Here is an 18,113-nt window from a genome sequence, read left to right as displayed (position 1 = left end):
GTAAAGAGGAGTTTTTTATTCTCGACAACAACGAACCTGCCACCATGATCATCTTCAGTTACATTCAGGTACTTTTTTGCGAGTTTCAATATAGGGTTCTTCCCAGGATCAATTTCATCCTCTTCTTCTTCAAAAAATATTTTTATGCCCGAGTAAACAAGAAACACTCCAAATATGTAGAGTATCCAGTAAAACTGACTAATTAAATAGGCTCCTAAAAAGATGAAAATTGCACGGAATACCAGTGCACCTAATATCCCCCAGAAAAGAATATTATGATAGTAAATATCCTTTACAGCGAAATACCTTAAAATGAGCAGGATGACAAAGATATTATCTACTGATAGTGCATATTCTGTAAGATACGCTGTAAAAAAAGTGAGTGAAGCATCCGCCCCATCGCCATAAATGTAGATTAGGTATCCAAAAGCTACTGAGATAACAACCCAGAATATAGATTGATAAAGCGCTGACCTCGTAGAGATTTTATGAGCACTTTTATTTAATACCCCTAAATCAATTATAAGGAATACGACAATAATTATCCCAAATAAGGTAAAAAGCACGGTATCGTGAGAACCATTAAAAAGAGAGATTAGTAGCATCAAAGGCAGTAACTATTCATTACAATTCGTTTCAATTTATTAAATAAATTTTTGGTTGCAAGGTAAATTAGTTGGCAATCACCTTTGTTCAGCCCGTAAAAATAATAAATTAAATTTTAGCTGAAAGCTTACATGAGTGGTTTATTACTCGTTGGGCTAAAAAAGTAACCTAAAAATCAACTACAATTTTTGCAGGTTCCTTGAATTAACAGGTTTTTTTCACTGATATTGTAGCCTTTGGGCAATTCTATGGTGGGAATTGCTATATTATCTAAACATAAGGTTTGGCCACAATTTTCACATTTAAAGTGTACATGTTCATGATTATGGTGGTCTTCTGCACATTCATTACAAAGGGCATATTTGGTTCCTCCCTCGTCATCAAGCACTTTGTGTACCAGCCCTTTGTCTAAAAATGTCTTCAGCGTTCTATAAACAGTTACTCTATCATGTGAATAATCTACTTGTTTTTCGATTTCTGATTGCGCTAACGCCTGATGCGAATTTAAAAGTAAGTTCAATACCTCATTACGACAGTTTGTAGATTTCAAATTGTAACTTCCTAAAACATCTCTGGCCTCCATCTTTTAAAAGTAAAGAATTTTCTAGTTCAACTGAAATTGCAATTTGGAAAGATGCTTATAAACACCATCATTATTGGAGTAAAGTTCATCATGTGAGCCCCTCTCAATAATCTGCCCTCCTTGTAGTACAAAAATAGTATCTGCTTTTCTAACGGTGGCCAATCTATGGGCTATTATAATTGTTGTTCGGCCTACCATGAGCTCATCCAAGGCTTGTTGCACTAAATGCTCAGATTCTGCGTCCAGACTGCTGGTAGCTTCATCTAGAACTAAAATTGCTGGGTCTTTTAATATGGCACGTGCAATAGCTACCCGCTGCCTTTGCCCACCGGAAAGTTTTACTCCTCTTTCACCCACGATAGTTTCCATTCCGTCTGGAAACCTCTCTATAAACTCCATAGCATTAGCCTTTCTGGCCGCTTCTATAATTTCTTCCTCCGAAGCGGATGGTCGCCCATAAGCTATATTCTCTCTAATAGTACCCCCAAATAAAATTACTTCTTGCGGCACCATGCCAATATTGCTTCTCAAATAATCCAAAGGATAATCATTCACATCCTTACCATCCACCATGATAGTGCCCGATTGCACCTTGTAATACCCTGAAAGCAGTTGTATAATTGTTGATTTGCCAGCACCGCTAGGCCCTACTAAAGCCACTTTTTTACCCTCTTTAATTTCGAAGCTTACACCATTGAGCACGCTTAGCTCTTCTCTGGTGGGATAAGAAAATTGTACTCGATAGAAAGAAATTTCACCTTTTAGCCTCTTCGTTTCATTTGAAGCTACCGCCCATTCTGGGTTTTCATCAACAATTTCCAATACCCTCTCTGAAGCACCAATGGCTCGTTGTATTTGGCTGTAAATATCGCCCAGGCCTGCTATTGATCCACCGATAAACGTAGTATACAAAACAAATGAGAGTAAATCGCCCACACTCATACTACCGCTTTGAACCAACGTAGCACCAAACCACATGACCGCCACAATTCCACCAAACAACGCAAAAATTACAAATGAAATAAATGCTCCTCTGTAAGTGGCCGTTTTTAATGCAATGGCAACTGTTTCCTGCAAGTTTTTAGAATAGCGTTTTGTTTCAAATAGCTCATTCGTAAATGCCTTCACCACGTGAATGGCTTGTAACGACTCTTCAACAATTGTATTGGCTTCGGCTAGTTTATCTTGCGTTTGCTTCGAAAGTCTTCTAATTGATTTTCCAAAAATTAGGGCGCTTAGTACTAATACAGGAAATGTTAAAAGCATAAAAAGAGTGAGTTTCGGAGCTATGTAAAATATAACCCCAACCCCAATAATTAATGTTGCCGTTTGGCGAAATAGTTCTGCCAATGTTGTACTGAAAGTATCTTGTAGCATAGATACATCTGATGTAATTCTGCTGATAAGTTCCCCAACTCTTCGCTTATCAAAAAAAGTAGTCGGTAGCATAACCATTTTGCTAAATACAGATAGGCGAACATCTGCCATAGATCGCTCGCTAACTTGGGCAAAAAGATATACTCTAAAAAATGAGAATATACTTTGAAACAAAAGTACTCCGACAAGAGCAATGGCTATCTGATTTACTGATTTGATAATCCAGGGTTTGCCAGATGCAACGTCCATTAGCTTGCCGGCCAAAAAAGGAAAAACGAGCAGCGTTGTGCTGCTGAACAATAAACAAACCATTCCTGTAATGAACTTACCCTTATATGGTTTTATATAAGAGAATATCCCAAAAAGTCTGTTGAGGTTTTGTTTAGTAAGAGCTCTTTTCTCCTCTTTTTCAAGTGGTTCACTCCGTCTATTTTTTGCCATAGATGCGCTCAAATGAAAGGGCAAATTTATCTACATTGAAGCTGAAAGACTAATTATTATCAAAATTCTCAGATTTGACCTTTCGACTTATCGTTTACTATAATTTCATTTATCTTTAGAGAAATAATAATGATTTATGCATCCTATTAAAAGAGTACTTGTAGCCCTGGATTTAACGGAAATCGACAAATATGTGATCTCTTATACTTCGCTATTAACTGATATATTGGATATAGATAAAGTATACTTTTTTCACATTGCAAAAAACCTAGAGCTTCCGAAAGACATAATAGAAAAATATCCAGATTTAATCGCCCCTGCAGATGAATCGCTAGAAGGTATTATAAATGATAATTTAAAACAATACTTTAAAGGTAAAGCTGATACGGTTGTAGAAGTTCACGAAGGAAATGCAGAAGACAAAATACTCAGATGGTCTGACATCAAAGAAATTGACTTGATTGTTGTAGGCAAGAAGAACGAATTAAAAGGCAGTGGCTTACTTGCCAATAGATTGGCAAAAGCAGGCCATTGTTCGCTTCTGGCTGTTACTGAAAAAATGCCCCCTACATCGCTTTCTAAAATTCTTGTTCCTGTTGATTTTTCTACTTCTTCTAAGTTTGCCTTAACAGAAGCGCTAGAGTTGGCAAGAAAGTCCAAAGCCACCGTAATATTGCACAACACGTATAAAGTACCCTGGGGCTACCATTCTACAGGTAAAAGTTACGAGGAGTTTGCATCGATTATGAAAAATAATTCTGAGCAAGACGCCCAAAGATTTTTGAAAGAATTGGCGAAAGATAATGTTAATTATACCATTTCGTTGGTTTTAGATAATGATGATGAACCTTCAGACAAAATCTATGCGGACGCTCATTCGCACAACGTTGACCTGATAGTAATGGGATCAAAAGGGAGAACTGGACTAGCAAATATTCTTTTAGGAAGTATTGCAGATAAGGTATTGATGAGAAAGGGTGATGTACCTGTATTAGTTGTAAAAAACAAAAAACAAAATTTAGGTATTTTAGATGCTTTGCTTAGAATTTAATGCTTTAGTCGGGCATCTATTTTAAATTTTACGGAATCTTGTAAAATCATCTTTTGATATCCGCTAAGTGCATAGGCTATTAGTACCGTCTGCCCATCCAATACATCAAACTCTAACTTTATTTTTTTTGACGATTGAAAAATGCTGTTGGATTCACTACTTAATGCACTAATAATTCTAATATTATCTGGGTTGTCCAGATAGTATATTCTAAAATTTTTTATTCTCAGGGATTCTTCGTCAGCAGAATAGTCAATCACCTTTAAGTTACTATAGGGATCATCAACAACATTTTTAGTATACTGTCCTATTAATGCAGGTTTGTTAATGTCCAGATCTCTGATAAACTGAAACTCATTTGCCCAACCCAAACTGTCTGGTGTAATTTCACTCACTGCCGTGTCGCTACCAGCTATCGCTCTTTTTTTTAATTTTATCCGACTTTTTTCAAGTATTTGGGATTGTTCGTTAATAAGGCTATCCAGTGAAAAATAAGCAGATGTCTCCCTGGGTGTTAATTCTTTGCAGGCGACCAAAAATAAAATTATTATTATCAGGTTTCTCATTTAATTAATACTTCTCCAGACATCTGCTCGGGTTTTTCAATGCCCATTAGGTGTAAAATCGTTGGCGCCAAATCACCCAGCTTTCCATCTTTCACCACATGATTAAAGTCTCTATCTACAAAAATGCAAGGCACAAGGTTAGTAGTGTGAGCTGTGTTTGGTGTGCCATCCGGATTAATCATTATATCAGAGTTTCCATGGTCTGCAATAATGATGGTCATATAATCATGCGCTAGCGCCTTTTTTACCACTGCCTCTGTGCAACCATCAACTGTTTCGCAAGCTTTTACTGCTGCTTCAAATACACCGGTATGGCCAACCATATCTGGGTTGGCAAAATTTAAGCATATAAAATCTGGCTTGTTGGCATCCATATCTTCAATGATTTTATCCTTGATATCATGTGCGCTCATTTCAGGTTGCAAATCATAAGTAGCCACTTTTGGTGATGGGCAAAGAATTCTTCTTTCACCATCAAACTCTACTTCTCGCCCTCCTGAAAAGAAGAAAGTTACATGCGGATATTTTTCGGTTTCTGCAATTCTTACCTGAGTTTTATGATTCCTTGCCAATACCTCGCCTAATGTATTTTCTAAATTATCCTTACCAAAAACCACGTTTACATTTTTAAAGGTATTGTCATAATTAGTCATGGTTACATAGTGCAAATGCATCTTGTGCATATTCTGTTCATGAAAATCCTGCTGCGTTAGCGCCTGCGTGATTTGCCTGCCCCTGTCAGTTCTAAAGTTAAAGCACATCACCACATCACCCTCCTGAATTTTAGCAGTAGGCCTTCCCGATTTATCTGTTATTACTATTGGTTTAATAAACTCATCTGTTACTCCTGCCTCGTAAGATGTTCTTATACCGTCAATGGCATGGGAGTAATTAGTTCCAACGCCATTAACCAACAGGTCATACGCTAGTTTCACTCTTTCCCATCGATTATCTCTATCCATGGCGTAATATCTGCCAATTACAGATGCAATTTTTCCTGTGGTTTTTGATAAGTGATTTTCTAAATCCTGAATGTATCCTTCCCCTCCTTTTGGGTCTGTATCTCTCCCATCAGTAAAGACGTGAATAAACACGTTATCCAGTCCATTTTTATGTGCCAAAGAGCAAAGGCCTTTTAAATGATTAATATGAGAGTGGACACCACCATCTGAAACAAGCCCAATAAAATGAATGTTTTTGCCGTTTTGCTTCGCATAATCAAACGCCTCATTCATTACCTTATTATCATCAATGGTATGCTCTTCAAACGCTAGGTTTACTTTTACCAGATCTTGGTAGACAATGCGACCTGCTCCAATATTCATATGGCCTACTTCAGAATTACCCATTTGCCCTTCTGGCAATCCAACGGCCATCCCTGATGCTTGCAATTTGCAGTTCGGGTATTTTGGAAACAGGGAATCGATAAAAGGTGTTTTTGCTTTCGCAATGGCAGAAATGTCTGGGTTAGTACCCAATCCCCAACCATCTAAAATCATTAGAAGTACTTTTTTACTCATCGCAGGTCATTTAAAGTGGCAAAAGACGTGAATTTTCATTTGGCTAACAACTAATACCCTCTTTTGACTAATTTTGATCACTTAAATAATTTAACTTGGCTAAAACAAAAACAATCTTTTTCTGTCAGAACTGTGGTTACGAATCAGCAAAATGGTTGGGTAAATGCCCATCCTGTAATGAATGGAATACTTTTGTCGAAGAGGTTCAGCAAAAAGCTACGAAAAATGATTGGAGCCCCTCTGAAAAAAAGGGCGTACCAAAACCCAGGGCTCTTAATCAGATAGCTGCTGAAAACAGTCAGCGCATTAATACCACCGATGGTGAATTAAATAGAGTACTTGGGGGTGGGGTAGTACCCGGTTCGGTAATTCTTATTGCAGGCGAGCCAGGTATTGGTAAGTCAACGTTGATGCTACAAATAGGCCTGTCTATTGATGCAAAAGTGCTTTATGTTTCCGGGGAAGAAAGCGAACAGCAGATAAAAATGCGTGCTGATCGTATGACCGAAAAAATCAAAGAAAATTGCTTTATTCTGGCAGAAACAAGCACACAAAATATATTTAAGCAAGTGGAGGAGTTTGCTCCAGAATTAATGATTATTGACTCCATTCAAACATTGCACTCTAATCAGGTGGAATCAGCAGCTGGTAGTGTCTCGCAAGTAAGGCAAGCTACCGCTGAATTAATTCGGTTTGCGAAAGAAACGGCTACCCCATTGTTTCTTGTAGGCCATATTACCAAAGATGGCGCCATAGCAGGCCCAAAGGTACTGGAGCATATGGTTGATACCGTTTTACAGTTTGAAGGCGACAGGCACCTGACTTATCGTATACTTAGAACTACTAAAAACCGATTTGGATCCACTTCTGAATTAGGTATTTATGAAATGATGGGCAACGGGTTACGTGAAGTGAGCAACCCTTCGGAAATACTAATCTCACAAAAAGAGGGAGATATAAGTGGCGTTACTATTGGGGCCACCATTGAAGGTAACAGGCCATTAATGATTGAAATACAATCGCTGGTGAGCACTGCGGCTTATGGCACCCCTCAAAGAAGTTCTACTGGCTTTGATGCCAAGCGATTAAATATGCTTTTAGCCGTTCTGGAAAAACGATGCGGATTTCGCCTTGGGTTACAAGATGTGTTTCTTAATATGGCAGGAGGAATTAAAGTGGAAGATCCTGCTATTGACCTGGCGGTATGCTGCTCTATTGTTTCTTCTTTAGAGGAAATATCCATTTCAGATAAGGCTTGTTTTGCAGCCGAAGTGGGATTAGGTGGTGAACTAAGGGCAGTAAATCGATTGGAAAATAGAATTAGTGAAGCTGAAAAGCTTGGCTTTGAAACAATCTATATTTCTAAATATGGATTAAAAGGATTGGATACAAAGAGGTTTAACATTCATATTGTATCTTGTTCTAAAATTAATGATGTTTTTACACAACTATTTGGTTAATCACTATGCAGCAGTTTTTCGAGGTTTTAGGAATAGATAACGACACTTTCGGGTTGATAGTCGTGCCCATCCTTATCTTCCTTGCAAGGATATTAGATGTTTCCATTAATACGGTACGAATAATATTTGTTATGAGTGGCAAGAAATACATTGCCACCGTGATGGGCTTTCTTGAATCACTGATCTGGCTGCTGGCTATAGGCCAAATTTTTAAGCACATGGATAATGTCTATTGCTATATAGCATACCCTGCAGGTTTTGCCGGTGGTATTTTAATAGGAATGCTAATTGAAGAAAAAATTGCGCTAGGTAAAGTGATTATTAGAATAATAACCGCTGAAGATTTGGAATTAATTATCGCTTATTTAAATAAACATCAATTTCGGTATTCTATTGTTTCCGCTGAAAGTAATGAAGGGAAAGAGAGCTTGCTTTTTGCTGTGCTAAAGCGAGACCATGTGCCTTATTTGCTTGATGAAATCAGTAAACATTTACCTAAAGCTTTTTATACCATTGAGTCGGTTAAAAGCGCGAGTGAGGCTGGGCTGATGGTGGAGAAACCAAGCCGCAGAGGAATTGGTGCCTGGTTAACTTCAGTGAGGAGAAAGTAATGAACTTCTTCCCTGTAAGCCTCCTGTGTGTATGGCCAGAATTTTGGTGCCTTGCTTAAAATTCCCTTTTCTTATTAAATCGTATATTCCAAACATCATTTTACCCGTGTATACCTGGTCTAGTAAAATGTTGGTCTTTCGCTCAAAATTGATGATAAAATCGATGAGTTCTTTACTTGTTTTAGCATATCCACCAAAGTGATAATGATCTTCAATTTGCCAAGAGACTTTTGTTTTTATGCCGAATGCTTTCATTTTTAACTGAATCTCATTCTCCAGGAAGTTGCCTTTAAGTGACGAAAACCCGATGACACGCTGCTGTTTCTCAGCAGAACTAATGAGACCCATTAAGGTACCTCCTGTGCCCACCGAACAACAAATAATGTCATAGTATTTAGTATTGATATCCAAAATTTGAGCACAGCCGTTCACTGCCAATTTATTTGTTCCGCCTTCGGGTAGTAAGTAAAACTCTCCAAACTCACGAATAAGCTCGAAAAGATAATCCGGGTCATCTTTTTCACGGTAAACTTCCCTCTCTACAAAGTGCAATTGCATTCCCTTTTCCTTAGCAAATGACAGCGTTTTATTTAGCGGTTTTGTGGCAAGTTCCTCTCCACGAATAAGGCCTATGCATTCAAAACCGGCCTCTTTTGCTGCAGCTGCAGTAGCATATATATGATTAGAAAATGCTCCACCAAAAGTTAACAGCCTGGAATATCCTCTTTCCTTTGCTTCTATTAAATTGTACCTGAGTTTTCGCCACTTATTACCTGAAACATACGGGTGAATCAAATCCTCCCGCTTGATAAAAAGTGAAACCCCCTTCTCATTAAGAAGAGGGTCTTCAATTTTTTGTGTGATGGGTTCCTGATAAATTTTTAGCATTAATTTTTATGCATTGCCATGTAATCCAAGGTGAGGTTAAGCATCGCTTTTAGGCCTGTCATAAATGCTTTCTCATCAATTTCAAATTCGGGTGTGTGATGTCGACTTAACAATCTTCCTGGGCCTTTATCACCGGCAGCACCTACAAAAAAATAAATTCCCGGCACTTTCTCCTGGAAGAAGGAAAAGTCTTCTGCGGGAGTTACCGCTTTGGTATTGAACAGTAATTCAGGAGTAGTAGATCGAGCCAGACTCGGTAACATCTTTTGCATAAGGTCAGGATCATTGTATGTTAGAGCGGCATTATTAACAATTTCCACATCGGCTGTAGCCCCCGCTGTGGCCGCAATATTCTTTGCTGTTGTTTCTATCTTCTCCCAGATCATTTTTTGGGTTTCTTTATCCAACGTTCTTATTGTACCTACAATTTTTGCCTCTTCAGGAATGATATTAAACCGTACCCCGGCCTGTAAAATACCTACGGATATCACTGCGGCCTCTTTCGTAAGTTCTACATTTCTAGATATGATATACTGCAAGCCATTCACCACCTGAGCTGCTACAGAAATAGGATCAACCGAGTTCCAAGGTGTAGAACCATGTGCCTGAACGCCTTTAATGTTAATTTCAAAACGATCGGAGGCTGCCATAATACCTTCTGCCTTATAACTTATTTGTCCTGATTGTGAGCCTGCATCAATATGTAATCCAAAAATCACATCCACATCTGGTGACTTTAGTGCGCCTTCTTTAATCATTAGCGCTGCACCACCTTCTTCCCCCGGAGGTGGTCCCTCTTCGGCAGGTTGAAAAATGAATTTTACAGTTCCTGAAAGATCTTCCTTCATTTTACTAAGCACAGATGCCGTTGCCAATACTATTGCCATGTGTGAATCATGACCACAGGCATGCATTACACCGGTTTTTGCACCATTAAATTCTGTTACTACATTAGATGCAAAAGGTAGAGATGTTCGTTCTGTAATTGGTAGTGCATCTATATCGGCTCTTAATGCTACAACAGGGCCAGGTTTTGCGCCCTTTAAAATGCCTATTACTCCAGTTTTTGCAACACCTTCCTGCACCTCAATGCCCATTGATCGTAATTCTTCAGCTATTTTTTTACCCGTATTCACCTCTCTGTTGGAAAGCTCCGGGTTTTGATGAAAGTGCCTTCGCCATTCTATCATTTGAGTTTCGGTTTCAAAAGCCATTTCTTCCGCTGTGAGATTTAGCTCCGATTGGGCATTTAATAAATTGAATGGTACAATTAAAGCTATTGTTATAAGAAATTTCATGTTTACTATTATTTTTAATTCGTTTGACGAATGGGTAATTTCGAAGCTTAATTTACGACATGCAAAAAGAAAAATTCACCTTAGAGCAGGTTTTAAATATGGACTTGCCAAATATCATATTATATGCGGCACCAGTGATGTTCCTATTGGTAGGTTTAGAGTGGTATTTCAGTATTAAAAAGAAACAAAATTTTTATGACGCCAAAGACACCTTGGCGGCTACAACTATTGGCCTTGTAAATGTTGGAATCAGTGCCGCCATAAAGGTTATTACCTTTAGCATCATATTGTATTTTTACAATATTGTTCCCTGGTCTATACCCCCTACCTGGTGGTCGTTTATTTTGTGTTTAATATGGATAGATTTTTGGAGATATTGGGCGCACAGAGTGGCTCATGAAAATCGGTTTTGGTGGGCAACACATGTCACACATCATAATTCGGAAAAATATAATTGGTCTGTTTCATTTAGGTTAGGCTGGACACAGCACATCAAAATTGTATTTTTCATTCCTGTTGTGCTTGTTGGCTTCCACCCGGTAGTGTTTTTCATCTGTCACCAAATAGAAGTGCTTTATCAGTTTTGGATACACACTGAATACATTAGAAAACTGCCCAAGCCGATCGAGTATATATTTACAACGCCATCGCACCACCGAGTGCACCATGCCAGAAATGAAAAGTATCTCGACAAAAATTACGGCTCTACTTTCATTTTCTGGGATCGGATATTCGGCACATTTCAGCCCGAAGAAGAGCAAGCAGATTATGGGATTACTAAGCCTGTAAATTCTTATAATCCTATCACTTTGTGTTTTCACGAATGGGCTGATATCGTTAAAGACGTTAAAAACTCGAAATCATTAAAGGAGGCATATACTATGGTTTTTGCCAGGCCGAGTAAATTAGAGTTAAAGAAAAAAGAGTTTAAGAAACTCAAAGTATGAGTTGGGTTAAAATTTTTGATTCATTGGATGAAGCCAAAAGACGAATGAATCACAACGAGCCTGTGAAAATAACAATAAGAGATACAGTGCTTTGTGGTGTTCGATTAGAAGATAAAATTTATGTGACCTCAAATAAGTGTCCTCACAGTGGCGCATCATTAAACGAAGGTAGTGTAAATAATTTTGGGGAAATAATCTGTCCATTGCATAGTTATCGGTTCAATTTACTTGATGGCAGAGAGGCTAATAGCAATTGTAGTGACTTAGAAATTTACCCGGTTCGTATCAAAGAAGATGGCGTTTATTTAGCTTTATAGTATGGAAAACTTAACACCCTTTCATTTAGCCTTTCCAGTCAATGACCTGAACGAAGCACATAAGTTTTATACTGAAGTATTGGGCTGCAAAACAGGTAGGTCATCAGACCAGTGGATAGACTTCGACTTTTTCGGTCATCAAGTTGTTGCCCATTTAAAGCCTGAAGAAGTATCTAAGAATAATACCAATAGTGTTGATGGTGAAGATGTACCGGTAAGACATTTCGGAGTAATATTACATTGGGAAGATTGGGAAGCTTTGAGTGAAAAATTAAAATCGAAGAACATTAAGTTTATAATTCAACCTCAGATTCGTTTTAAAGGTAAACTGGGTGAGCAGGCCACAATGTTTTTCTTAGACCCAAGTGGCAATGCCCTTGAATTCAAAGCCTTTAAAGATAATAGTCAAATATTTGCCACTGAATAGCGTTCTATAAACATGATTAAAAACGGCTTTTTTACATCTTTTATTCTTCTGTTTGTTGTTGTTTGCGGGCAAACACAGGAAAGAGAGTTTTTTAAAAGATTAGAGAGCCTTACCATTACTAAAACACTCCCAAAAGACCTTCTCACTTCAAAAACTGTTGTGCTCGTAAAAGTGCCTTATGTATCAACTTCACCTGAGGTTCGGGGTGAGTGGCATTCGATAGCGGAGGTAGCACAAAAAGGATTTAGAAAGTCTGGTGTAGATGCCGTAGCCTACTACTATATAGACGATATTATGAGTGGCCCGGAAGCATATCATGCCTTTCTAGATGCCTTTGATGACAGAAACTTATCACACGCTGCGATAATCGAATTTGATGGAGCCAACTATATTTTGACCTTACTAAAGCTTCAGGATAGACAGTTTCTCCTCAAAGAAAATCAAGATGCTTGGCAAATTATAGGTCCTAAACTGGCTCCCTTGATGGAAGACTTATACAGACAGGCTGCAAATTCTAAATTAGAGATGTCCAATCTTTTAATAATCGAAACTCCTGAATATGGACAAATAGTAGAGGTGCTTGAAGGTAGAAGGTCTGATTTCTATGACCTGAATTTTTCTTCGGAAAAATTAGCCGTTCCGATGTTTGCAGATACTTCAGAAATAAGCAATGTAATGAGAGAATATCCATACAAATGGGGGTTTGTTGAGGAAAATAAAGATGAAAATGAAATTAGAAAGCAGGGTTATCAATATGTACTATATTATACACATTCATCAGCAAAATCAGTTAAGGATATGCTGGAGTATGAATACAATCAAAATGCCACTGCTTTTGTAAGTGAGACCATTACTGATGGAAAATCTAATATCACTTCTCAAAACATAAATGCAAGCGTTTTTAAATTCTACATTAAACATATCTATTCTAAAAAGAACTTTATAGGAAAGCGTTGGGATGCCGGTTATACCTGGCAAGAAGGATTAGCTAACTATATTATTAATTTGCGAAATGAATTGATTCGTAACTGATTGTTGGATTATACTTATATTTGAGACTCGTTTACAGAATTAATTATAACTACTCAGCAACCATGTTTAAACTTCAATTACTTGCCATAATATCTATTGGTTTTATCATAGGCTGTGGCCAGCCCGAAAAAAAGGAGTCAACAATTAAGGCCGATGCACAAGAATTTATTGATAACTACACTCAGGAATTTCTTAAGCTCTATTACAATTCTGCAAAAGCTGAATGGGGATCTAACACTCATATTGTAGAAGGTGATACGCTGAACGCATATAACACCCAACTTGCAAATGAAGCACTGGCCGAATTTACAGGAAGCGAATCAATCATAACAAGCACGCGTGCTTTTTTAGATAAGAGTGAAGAACTAGATGCGCTTCAAATAAAACAATTAGAAGCTATTTTATACGCAGCTGCTAATAATCCTTCTACAGCAAAAGAAATTGTGAACAAGCGAATAAAAGCCGAAACTGTACAGAATGAGAAGTTATTCGGTTTTGATTTTAAAATTGATGGAAAGTCCGTTTCACCCAATGAAATTGATAGAATTTTAGGTGAAGAGACTGATATTAAAAAACGTCAGGCTGCCTGGGAGGCAAGCAAAGAAGTGGGCAAAACGCTTAAAGACGGTCTGGCGGAATTAAAAGAACTAAGAAACCAAACCGTTCAGGCTCTCGGTTATCAGGATTATTTTAATTATCAGGTTTCTGATTATGGAATGACCACTGAGGAAATGGTTCAATTGAATAAAAAACTGATTAGTGATGTTTGGCCATTATATAGAGAGCTCCACACCTGGGCAAGGTATGAATTGGCAGAGAAATATGGTCAGGTTGTGCCTGATATGCTTCCGGCACACTGGCTGCCAAACAGATGGGGTCAGGATTGGTCTGGTTTAGTAGACGTTGAGGGAATTGATTTAGACTCTAAATTAGAAGAAAAAGGAAGTGAGTGGTTGGTTAAACAAGCAGAACGATTCTATGTGAGTTTAGGTTTTGAACCACTTCCTCAAAGCTTTTATGATAGCTCTAGCATGTACCCCGCTCCCGAAGGCGCTGATTACAAAAAGAATAATCATGCCTCTGCCTGGCATATGGACTTGCAAAAGGATATTCGTTGTTTGATGAGCGTGGTGCCCACTGCTGAATGGTATGAAACAACTCACCACGAACTTGGCCACATTTATTATTATGTATCTTACACTAACCCAGATGTTCCGCCTTTATTGAGAGGCGGTGCCAACAGAGGTTTTCATGAGGCCATTGGCAGCATGCTGGGCTTAGCCGCTATGCAGAAACCTTTCCTTGAAAATCTGGAATTAATTCCTGCAGACGTAGAAACAGATGAAACACAAGCTTTATTAAAGGAAGCACTAAATTATGTGGTGTTCATTCCTTTTTCGGCTGGTGTTATGACTCACTTTGAACAGGAATTATATGTCAATAATTTATCTAACGACAGTTATAACAAAACCTGGTGGGATATGAAAAAATCCTTTCAGGGTATTGTTCCACCATCTGAAAGAGGTGAAGAATATGCAGATGCTACTTCAAAAACACATATTAATAATGATGCTGCTCAATATTATGACTATGCATTAAGCTATGTGTTGTTATTTCAAGTTCATAATCACATTGCCAAAAACATTTTAAATCAAGACCCAAGAGCCACTAACTACTATGGAAATAAAGAAGTAGGAGCATTTTTAAATGACATGTTGAAAGTTGGAGCTACGAAAGATTGGAGAGCCTTACTAAAAGAAACTACAGGGGAAGAGCTAAATGCTAAAGCCATGCTCGATTATTTTTCACCGCTTACAGAGTATTTAAAAGAAGCAAATACCGGAAGAAAACACACATTGCCTGAAAAACCACTTTAATATTATGAAAAACCTATACCTATTAACCCTATTTTTATTTCTTGCTGTTTCTACTTCTTTCGGACAGCATTCGGTTGCAAGACAATGGAATGAAGCCGTACTTGAAGGAATTAGAAATGACTTTGCCAGGCCAACAGTTCATGCAAGAAATCTTTTTCATACATCCGTGGCCATGTACGATGCTTGGAATGCCTTTGAAGGAACTGGCGAGTTCTACCTTCTAGGCAAAACATTGAACGGCTACAAATGTGTTTATCCCGCAATTGAAGTCCCATCAGATCCTGCAGCTAAACAAGCCGCGCAAGAAGAAGCCATTAGCTTTGCTGTTTACCGTATTATGCAGCATAGATTTGCTAATTCACCTGGTAGTGAAGAAGTAATGTCGATAATAGACGGTTTGATGGATGATCTCGGATATGATCGTTCATTCGAATTCACAAACCTTGAATTTAGCGAACCTGCAGCGTTAGGAAACTACATTGCACAATGCATAATAGAATACGGCCTTATGGATGGTTCTAATGAAGCAAATGGCTATGAAAACTTATTTTATGAACCTGTTAATGACCCATTAGCCCCGGCCGAACCGGGAAACTCTACAATGAGTGATCCAAATAGATGGCAGCCTCTCACTTTAGAAGTATTTATTGATCAAGGAGGAAATGTAATCCCAGGCGCAACTCCAGCTTTTTTAAGTCCTGAATGGGGACAGGTTTTTCCTTTTTCACTTACAGAAGAAGATTTGACCATATATGAAAGAGATGGCGGAGAGTATTGGGTTTACCATGATCCATCTGATCCTCCATACCTTGAAAGCGATGGAAGTGGATTATCTGATGAGTACAAATGGACTTTTTCGCTTGTATCTATTTGGTCGAGTCACCTTGATCCAGATGATGGTGTAATGTGGGATATATCTCCTGGTGCTAGTGGAAATGTGGATATTTCTACATTCCCAGAGCAATTGGAAGATTATCGTGATTTTTATGACACATTCGGTGGTGGTGATCCCGGAACCGGAAGATCAATTAACCCAAAAACAGGTCATCCTTATCCTGAGAATATTGTGCCTCGTGGCGATTATGGGCGAGTTTTGGCTGAGTTTTGCGCCGATGGACCTGACTCAGAAACTCCTCCGGGACATTGGTTCACCATTTTAAATGAAGCAGTACATGATCATCCTGATTTTGAAAGAAAATACAGGGGTGAGGGCCCCGAACTTCCAGATCTGGAATGGGATGTAAAAGCATATTTTTTATTAGGCGGAGCCATGCATGATTGTGCAATAAGTGCGTGGGGTATAAAAGGTTGGTATGATTACACGCGCCCAATTTCTGCTATTCGTTATATTGCAGAAATGGGACAAATCTCAGATGAAAACTTACCAAGTTATCACCCAGAGGGAATACCACTAGAACCAGGGTTTATAGAGTTGGTAGAAGCTGGTGATCCTTTGGCAGGGGCTAGTAATGAGAATGTTGGTAAAATCAAACTTTACGCATGGAAAGGCCCTGATTTTATTGCAGACCCAGATGTAGATGTTGCTGGTGTTGATTGGATTCTTGCCGATAACTGGTGGCCTTATCAAAGACCTTCATTTATAACTCCCCCATTTGCAGGGTATGTTTCTGGACATTCGACTTATTCAAGAGCTGCTGCTGAGGTATTAACATTATTAACTGGGGATGAGTATTTCCCAGGAGGTGTAGGTGAGTTTGAAGCACCAATGAATGAATTTTTGGTTTTTGAAGATGGTCCTAGTGTAGATGTTACACTTCAATGGGCAACTTATAGAGATGCCTCTGACCAAACGAGTTTGTCAAGAATATGGGGTGGTATACACCCGCCTGCTGATGATATTCGTGGGAGAATTATAGGTAATGAAATTGCACAAGATGCATTTCAATTGGCTGATAACTACTTTAACAAACTAGTGACTTCTGTAGAGCCACAGGTAAATCAAACATCGATTACAGTTTACCCAAATCCTTCAAATGAAGTAATCAAAATTTCGGGTAATTTCGAATTAGAAAAATCATTAAGTGTAACTGTTATTGATTTAAATGGTTCTTTCGTTTTGAATAAGCAGATTTATAATACCACTTCTCAAATAGAATTAAACGTTCATGACATCAAACCAGGAACTTACATATTACAAGTCATGTCATCTAAAAAGACATACAAACAAAAACTGATAATCCAGTAATAATTAAAACGCCTCTACTCAGAGGCTTTTTTTACATCCAACCAAACCATAAAAGGTACTGGTATCAAAAGTGTGTCCTGATAGCCTAGTCTTAATAAGTTTTCCTTGGGAACACGACCGTGCTTCTCAGTTGAGATGGAATTTAGTGTATATCCATGTTCTTTTAAAAGTCCATCAAAAGGTTTATAAATATTTGCTTGATACATGATTTCCCTTAATTCAGAATAATCATTCATATCTAGCGATTTATTAGACCTTACTGCATTAATATGATTCATTAATATGTCATCGTATTCTAAAGGATAGCCTATCATCGCTCCTTTCAAGTCAATTGAAATACTATCCAATGCCTTTTTCCAGAGGTAATCTATGTAGTTAATTTCAGATTTTAGAAAAGCAGGATTCGGATTAGAAAACTGATAGTTCATAAACTGAAATGAAGCAGAATCCGCATGCTTACGAAATGCTAATACCCGGCTCACAGAATCCATGGAAAGAGACAATGTAAAATCGTAAGGTGTATGATAATATGTAATAAACTCTCTGTTGCTATCCTGTTGCATCAAAGGCTCGTTTGCCTTTATTGGTTCCCTTTTTGGATTACATGAAGTAATTATTCCCGCCAAAACAAAGGCTGTAAGTATCTGAAAACCAACGAATAGAGTGTGTTTTTTATCTTTTGGCATGGCTGTTGTTTAATCTAATACAGATGTTTCACGTAAAAAGTACATGTTATGAAAACTTTTGGAATCATACTACTACTCGTTTTCTTGATGTTTATTGGTCAATCATATACGCATAATCAAAAAGTAAGATCAAATGATCTTTCTTTAGATCTTTCAACCTATCAAATGCTTATAAAAATCGAGCGCATGCGAAGACCGGATCGTTTTTATAACAAACAAC

17 protein-coding genes are annotated in these 18,113 nt (G+C 38.1%); 9 read left to right on the top strand and 8 right to left on the bottom strand.

Going from position 1 to position 18,113, the window contains the following annotated elements; translation table 11 throughout:
* From RLO81_RS12170 to RLO81_RS12160, 3 genes are all read right to left on the bottom strand, one after another.
* The coding region (locus RLO81_RS12170; protein ID WP_502880452.1) for a TerC family protein at positions 1 to 605 on the bottom strand (605 nt) is incomplete at its 3' end.
* A 176-nt stretch (positions 606 to 781) separates the two neighbouring features.
* The gene (locus RLO81_RS12165; RefSeq protein WP_350111867.1) at positions 782 to 1,189 is read right to left on the bottom strand and encodes a Fur family transcriptional regulator; all 408 of its coding nucleotides are present in this window, start codon (positions 1,187 to 1,189) and stop codon (positions 782 to 784) included.
* A 21-nt stretch (positions 1,190 to 1,210) separates the two neighbouring features.
* Positions 1,211 to 3,007, bottom strand: a complete 1,797-nt coding sequence (locus tag RLO81_RS12160) for an ABC transporter ATP-binding protein (RefSeq protein WP_350111865.1) — start codon at positions 3,005 to 3,007, stop codon at positions 1,211 to 1,213.
* Between the two features lie 136 nt (positions 3,008 to 3,143).
* On the opposite strand from RLO81_RS12160, the gene RLO81_RS12155 reads away from it, so the two are divergent.
* Entirely contained in the window at positions 3,144 to 4,058 is a 915-nt protein-coding gene (locus RLO81_RS12155; RefSeq protein ID WP_350111863.1) for a universal stress protein, read from the top strand.
* Here the strand turns inward: RLO81_RS12155 and RLO81_RS12150 are convergent.
* Positions 4,055 to 4,624, bottom strand: a complete 570-nt coding sequence (locus RLO81_RS12150) for a hypothetical protein (protein ID WP_350111861.1) — start codon at positions 4,622 to 4,624, stop codon at positions 4,055 to 4,057. The two genes, RLO81_RS12155 and RLO81_RS12150, sit on opposite strands and share 4 nt — an antisense overlap.
* The gene (gene gpmI / locus RLO81_RS12145) at positions 4,621 to 6,144 is read right to left on the bottom strand and encodes a 2,3-bisphosphoglycerate-independent phosphoglycerate mutase (RefSeq protein WP_350111859.1); all 1,524 of its coding nucleotides are present in this window, start codon (positions 6,142 to 6,144) and stop codon (positions 4,621 to 4,623) included. Before gpmI ends, RLO81_RS12150 begins: the two co-directional genes overlap by 4 nt.
* Positions 6,145 to 6,239: 95 nt before the next feature.
* Between gpmI and radA the strand changes: the two genes are divergently transcribed.
* Positions 6,240 to 7,604, top strand: coding sequence for a DNA repair protein RadA (gene radA / locus RLO81_RS12140; protein ID WP_350111857.1), 1,365 nt, complete (start codon positions 6,240 to 6,242; stop codon positions 7,602 to 7,604).
* 5 nt (positions 7,605 to 7,609) lie between these two features.
* Positions 7,610 to 8,215, top strand: coding sequence for a DUF2179 domain-containing protein (locus RLO81_RS12135; protein WP_350111855.1), 606 nt, complete (start codon positions 7,610 to 7,612; stop codon positions 8,213 to 8,215).
* Here the strand turns inward: RLO81_RS12135 and RLO81_RS12130 are convergent.
* Together RLO81_RS12130 and RLO81_RS12125 are read right to left on the bottom strand one after the other, a co-directional pair.
* Positions 8,198 to 9,103, bottom strand: a complete 906-nt coding sequence (locus tag RLO81_RS12130; protein WP_350111853.1) for a 1-aminocyclopropane-1-carboxylate deaminase/D-cysteine desulfhydrase — start codon at positions 9,101 to 9,103, stop codon at positions 8,198 to 8,200. The genes RLO81_RS12135 and RLO81_RS12130 overlap by 18 nt on opposite strands.
* Positions 9,103 to 10,401 carry an amidohydrolase gene (locus RLO81_RS12125; protein ID WP_350111851.1) on the bottom strand — a complete coding sequence of 433 codons (1,299 nt, stop codon included), beginning with the start codon at positions 10,399 to 10,401 and terminating at the stop codon, positions 9,103 to 9,105. Before RLO81_RS12125 ends, RLO81_RS12130 begins: the two co-directional genes overlap by 1 nt.
* Before the next feature lie 59 nt (positions 10,402 to 10,460).
* On the opposite strand from RLO81_RS12125, the gene RLO81_RS12120 reads away from it, so the two are divergent.
* From RLO81_RS12120 to RLO81_RS12095, 6 genes are all read left to right on the top strand, one after another.
* On the top strand, positions 10,461 to 11,348 hold the full coding sequence (locus RLO81_RS12120; protein WP_350111849.1) for a sterol desaturase family protein: 888 nt from the start codon (positions 10,461 to 10,463) through the stop codon (positions 11,346 to 11,348).
* Positions 11,345 to 11,665 carry a Rieske (2Fe-2S) protein gene (locus tag RLO81_RS12115; RefSeq protein WP_350111847.1) on the top strand — a complete coding sequence of 107 codons (321 nt, stop codon included), beginning with the start codon at positions 11,345 to 11,347 and terminating at the stop codon, positions 11,663 to 11,665. Before RLO81_RS12120 ends, RLO81_RS12115 begins: the two co-directional genes overlap by 4 nt.
* A 1-nt stretch (position 11,666) precedes the next feature.
* Complete coding sequence (locus RLO81_RS12110; RefSeq protein ID WP_350111845.1) at positions 11,667 to 12,092, top strand: VOC family protein; 426 nt, start codon at positions 11,667 to 11,669, stop codon at positions 12,090 to 12,092.
* 12 nt (positions 12,093 to 12,104) lie between these two features.
* Positions 12,105 to 13,124, top strand: coding sequence for a hypothetical protein (locus RLO81_RS12105; protein WP_350111843.1), 1,020 nt, complete (start codon positions 12,105 to 12,107; stop codon positions 13,122 to 13,124).
* A gap of 62 nt (positions 13,125 to 13,186) precedes the next feature.
* Positions 13,187 to 15,001 carry a M2 family metallopeptidase gene (locus RLO81_RS12100; protein WP_350111841.1) on the top strand — a complete coding sequence of 605 codons (1,815 nt, stop codon included), beginning with the start codon at positions 13,187 to 13,189 and terminating at the stop codon, positions 14,999 to 15,001.
* Positions 15,002 to 15,005: 4 nt separating this feature from the next.
* Entirely contained in the window at positions 15,006 to 17,207 is a 2,202-nt protein-coding gene (locus tag RLO81_RS12095) for a T9SS type A sorting domain-containing protein (RefSeq protein WP_350111839.1), read from the top strand.
* Between the two features lie 14 nt (positions 17,208 to 17,221).
* On the opposite strand, the gene RLO81_RS12090 is transcribed toward RLO81_RS12095, so the two are convergent.
* Positions 17,222 to 17,893 (bottom strand): hypothetical protein, encoded by a 672-nt coding sequence (locus RLO81_RS12090; RefSeq protein WP_350111837.1) that lies wholly within the window; start codon positions 17,891 to 17,893, stop codon positions 17,222 to 17,224.
* Positions 17,894 to 18,113 lie beyond the last annotated feature (220 nt).

The sequence above is a fragment of the Fulvivirga sp. genome (genome assembly GCF_040220315.1).
Taxonomy (GTDB): Bacteria; Bacteroidota; Bacteroidia; order Cytophagales; family Cyclobacteriaceae; genus Fulvivirga.
The sequence above is the reverse complement of the archived record's forward strand: the minus strand, read 5'-3'. Positions and strand labels throughout refer to the sequence as shown.

What these genes read in the sequence shown, in the direction of transcription:
- RLO81_RS12165 (WP_350111867.1), bottom strand. Translation starts at nt 1,189, where the DNA reads ATGGAGGCCAGAGATGTTTTAGGAAGTTACAATTTGAAATCTACAAAC.
- RLO81_RS12160 (WP_350111865.1), bottom strand. Translation starts at nt 3,007, where the DNA reads ATGGCAAAAAATAGACGGAGTGAACCACTTGAAAAAGAGGAGAAAAGA.
- RLO81_RS12155 (WP_350111863.1), top strand. Translation starts at nt 3,144, where the DNA reads ATGCATCCTATTAAAAGAGTACTTGTAGCCCTGGATTTAACGGAAATC.
- RLO81_RS12150 (WP_350111861.1), bottom strand. Translation starts at nt 4,624, where the DNA reads ATGAGAAACCTGATAATAATAATTTTATTTTTGGTCGCCTGCAAAGAA.
- gpmI (WP_350111859.1), bottom strand. Translation starts at nt 6,144, where the DNA reads ATGAGTAAAAAAGTACTTCTAATGATTTTAGATGGTTGGGGATTGGGT.
- RLO81_RS12135 (WP_350111855.1), top strand. Translation starts at nt 7,610, where the DNA reads ATGCAGCAGTTTTTCGAGGTTTTAGGAATAGATAACGACACTTTCGGG.
- RLO81_RS12130 (WP_350111853.1), bottom strand. Translation starts at nt 9,103, where the DNA reads ATGCTAAAAATTTATCAGGAACCCATCACACAAAAAATTGAAGACCCT.
- RLO81_RS12125 (WP_350111851.1), bottom strand. Translation starts at nt 10,401, where the DNA reads ATGAAATTTCTTATAACAATAGCTTTAATTGTACCATTCAATTTATTA.
- RLO81_RS12120 (WP_350111849.1), top strand. Translation starts at nt 10,461, where the DNA reads ATGCAAAAAGAAAAATTCACCTTAGAGCAGGTTTTAAATATGGACTTG.
- RLO81_RS12115 (WP_350111847.1), top strand. Translation starts at nt 11,345, where the DNA reads ATGAGTTGGGTTAAAATTTTTGATTCATTGGATGAAGCCAAAAGACGA.
- RLO81_RS12110 (WP_350111845.1), top strand. Translation starts at nt 11,667, where the DNA reads ATGGAAAACTTAACACCCTTTCATTTAGCCTTTCCAGTCAATGACCTG.
- RLO81_RS12105 (WP_350111843.1), top strand. Translation starts at nt 12,105, where the DNA reads ATGATTAAAAACGGCTTTTTTACATCTTTTATTCTTCTGTTTGTTGTT.
- RLO81_RS12100 (WP_350111841.1), top strand. Translation starts at nt 13,187, where the DNA reads ATGTTTAAACTTCAATTACTTGCCATAATATCTATTGGTTTTATCATA.
- RLO81_RS12095 (WP_350111839.1), top strand. Translation starts at nt 15,006, where the DNA reads ATGAAAAACCTATACCTATTAACCCTATTTTTATTTCTTGCTGTTTCT.
- RLO81_RS12090 (WP_350111837.1), bottom strand. Translation starts at nt 17,893, where the DNA reads ATGCCAAAAGATAAAAAACACACTCTATTCGTTGGTTTTCAGATACTT.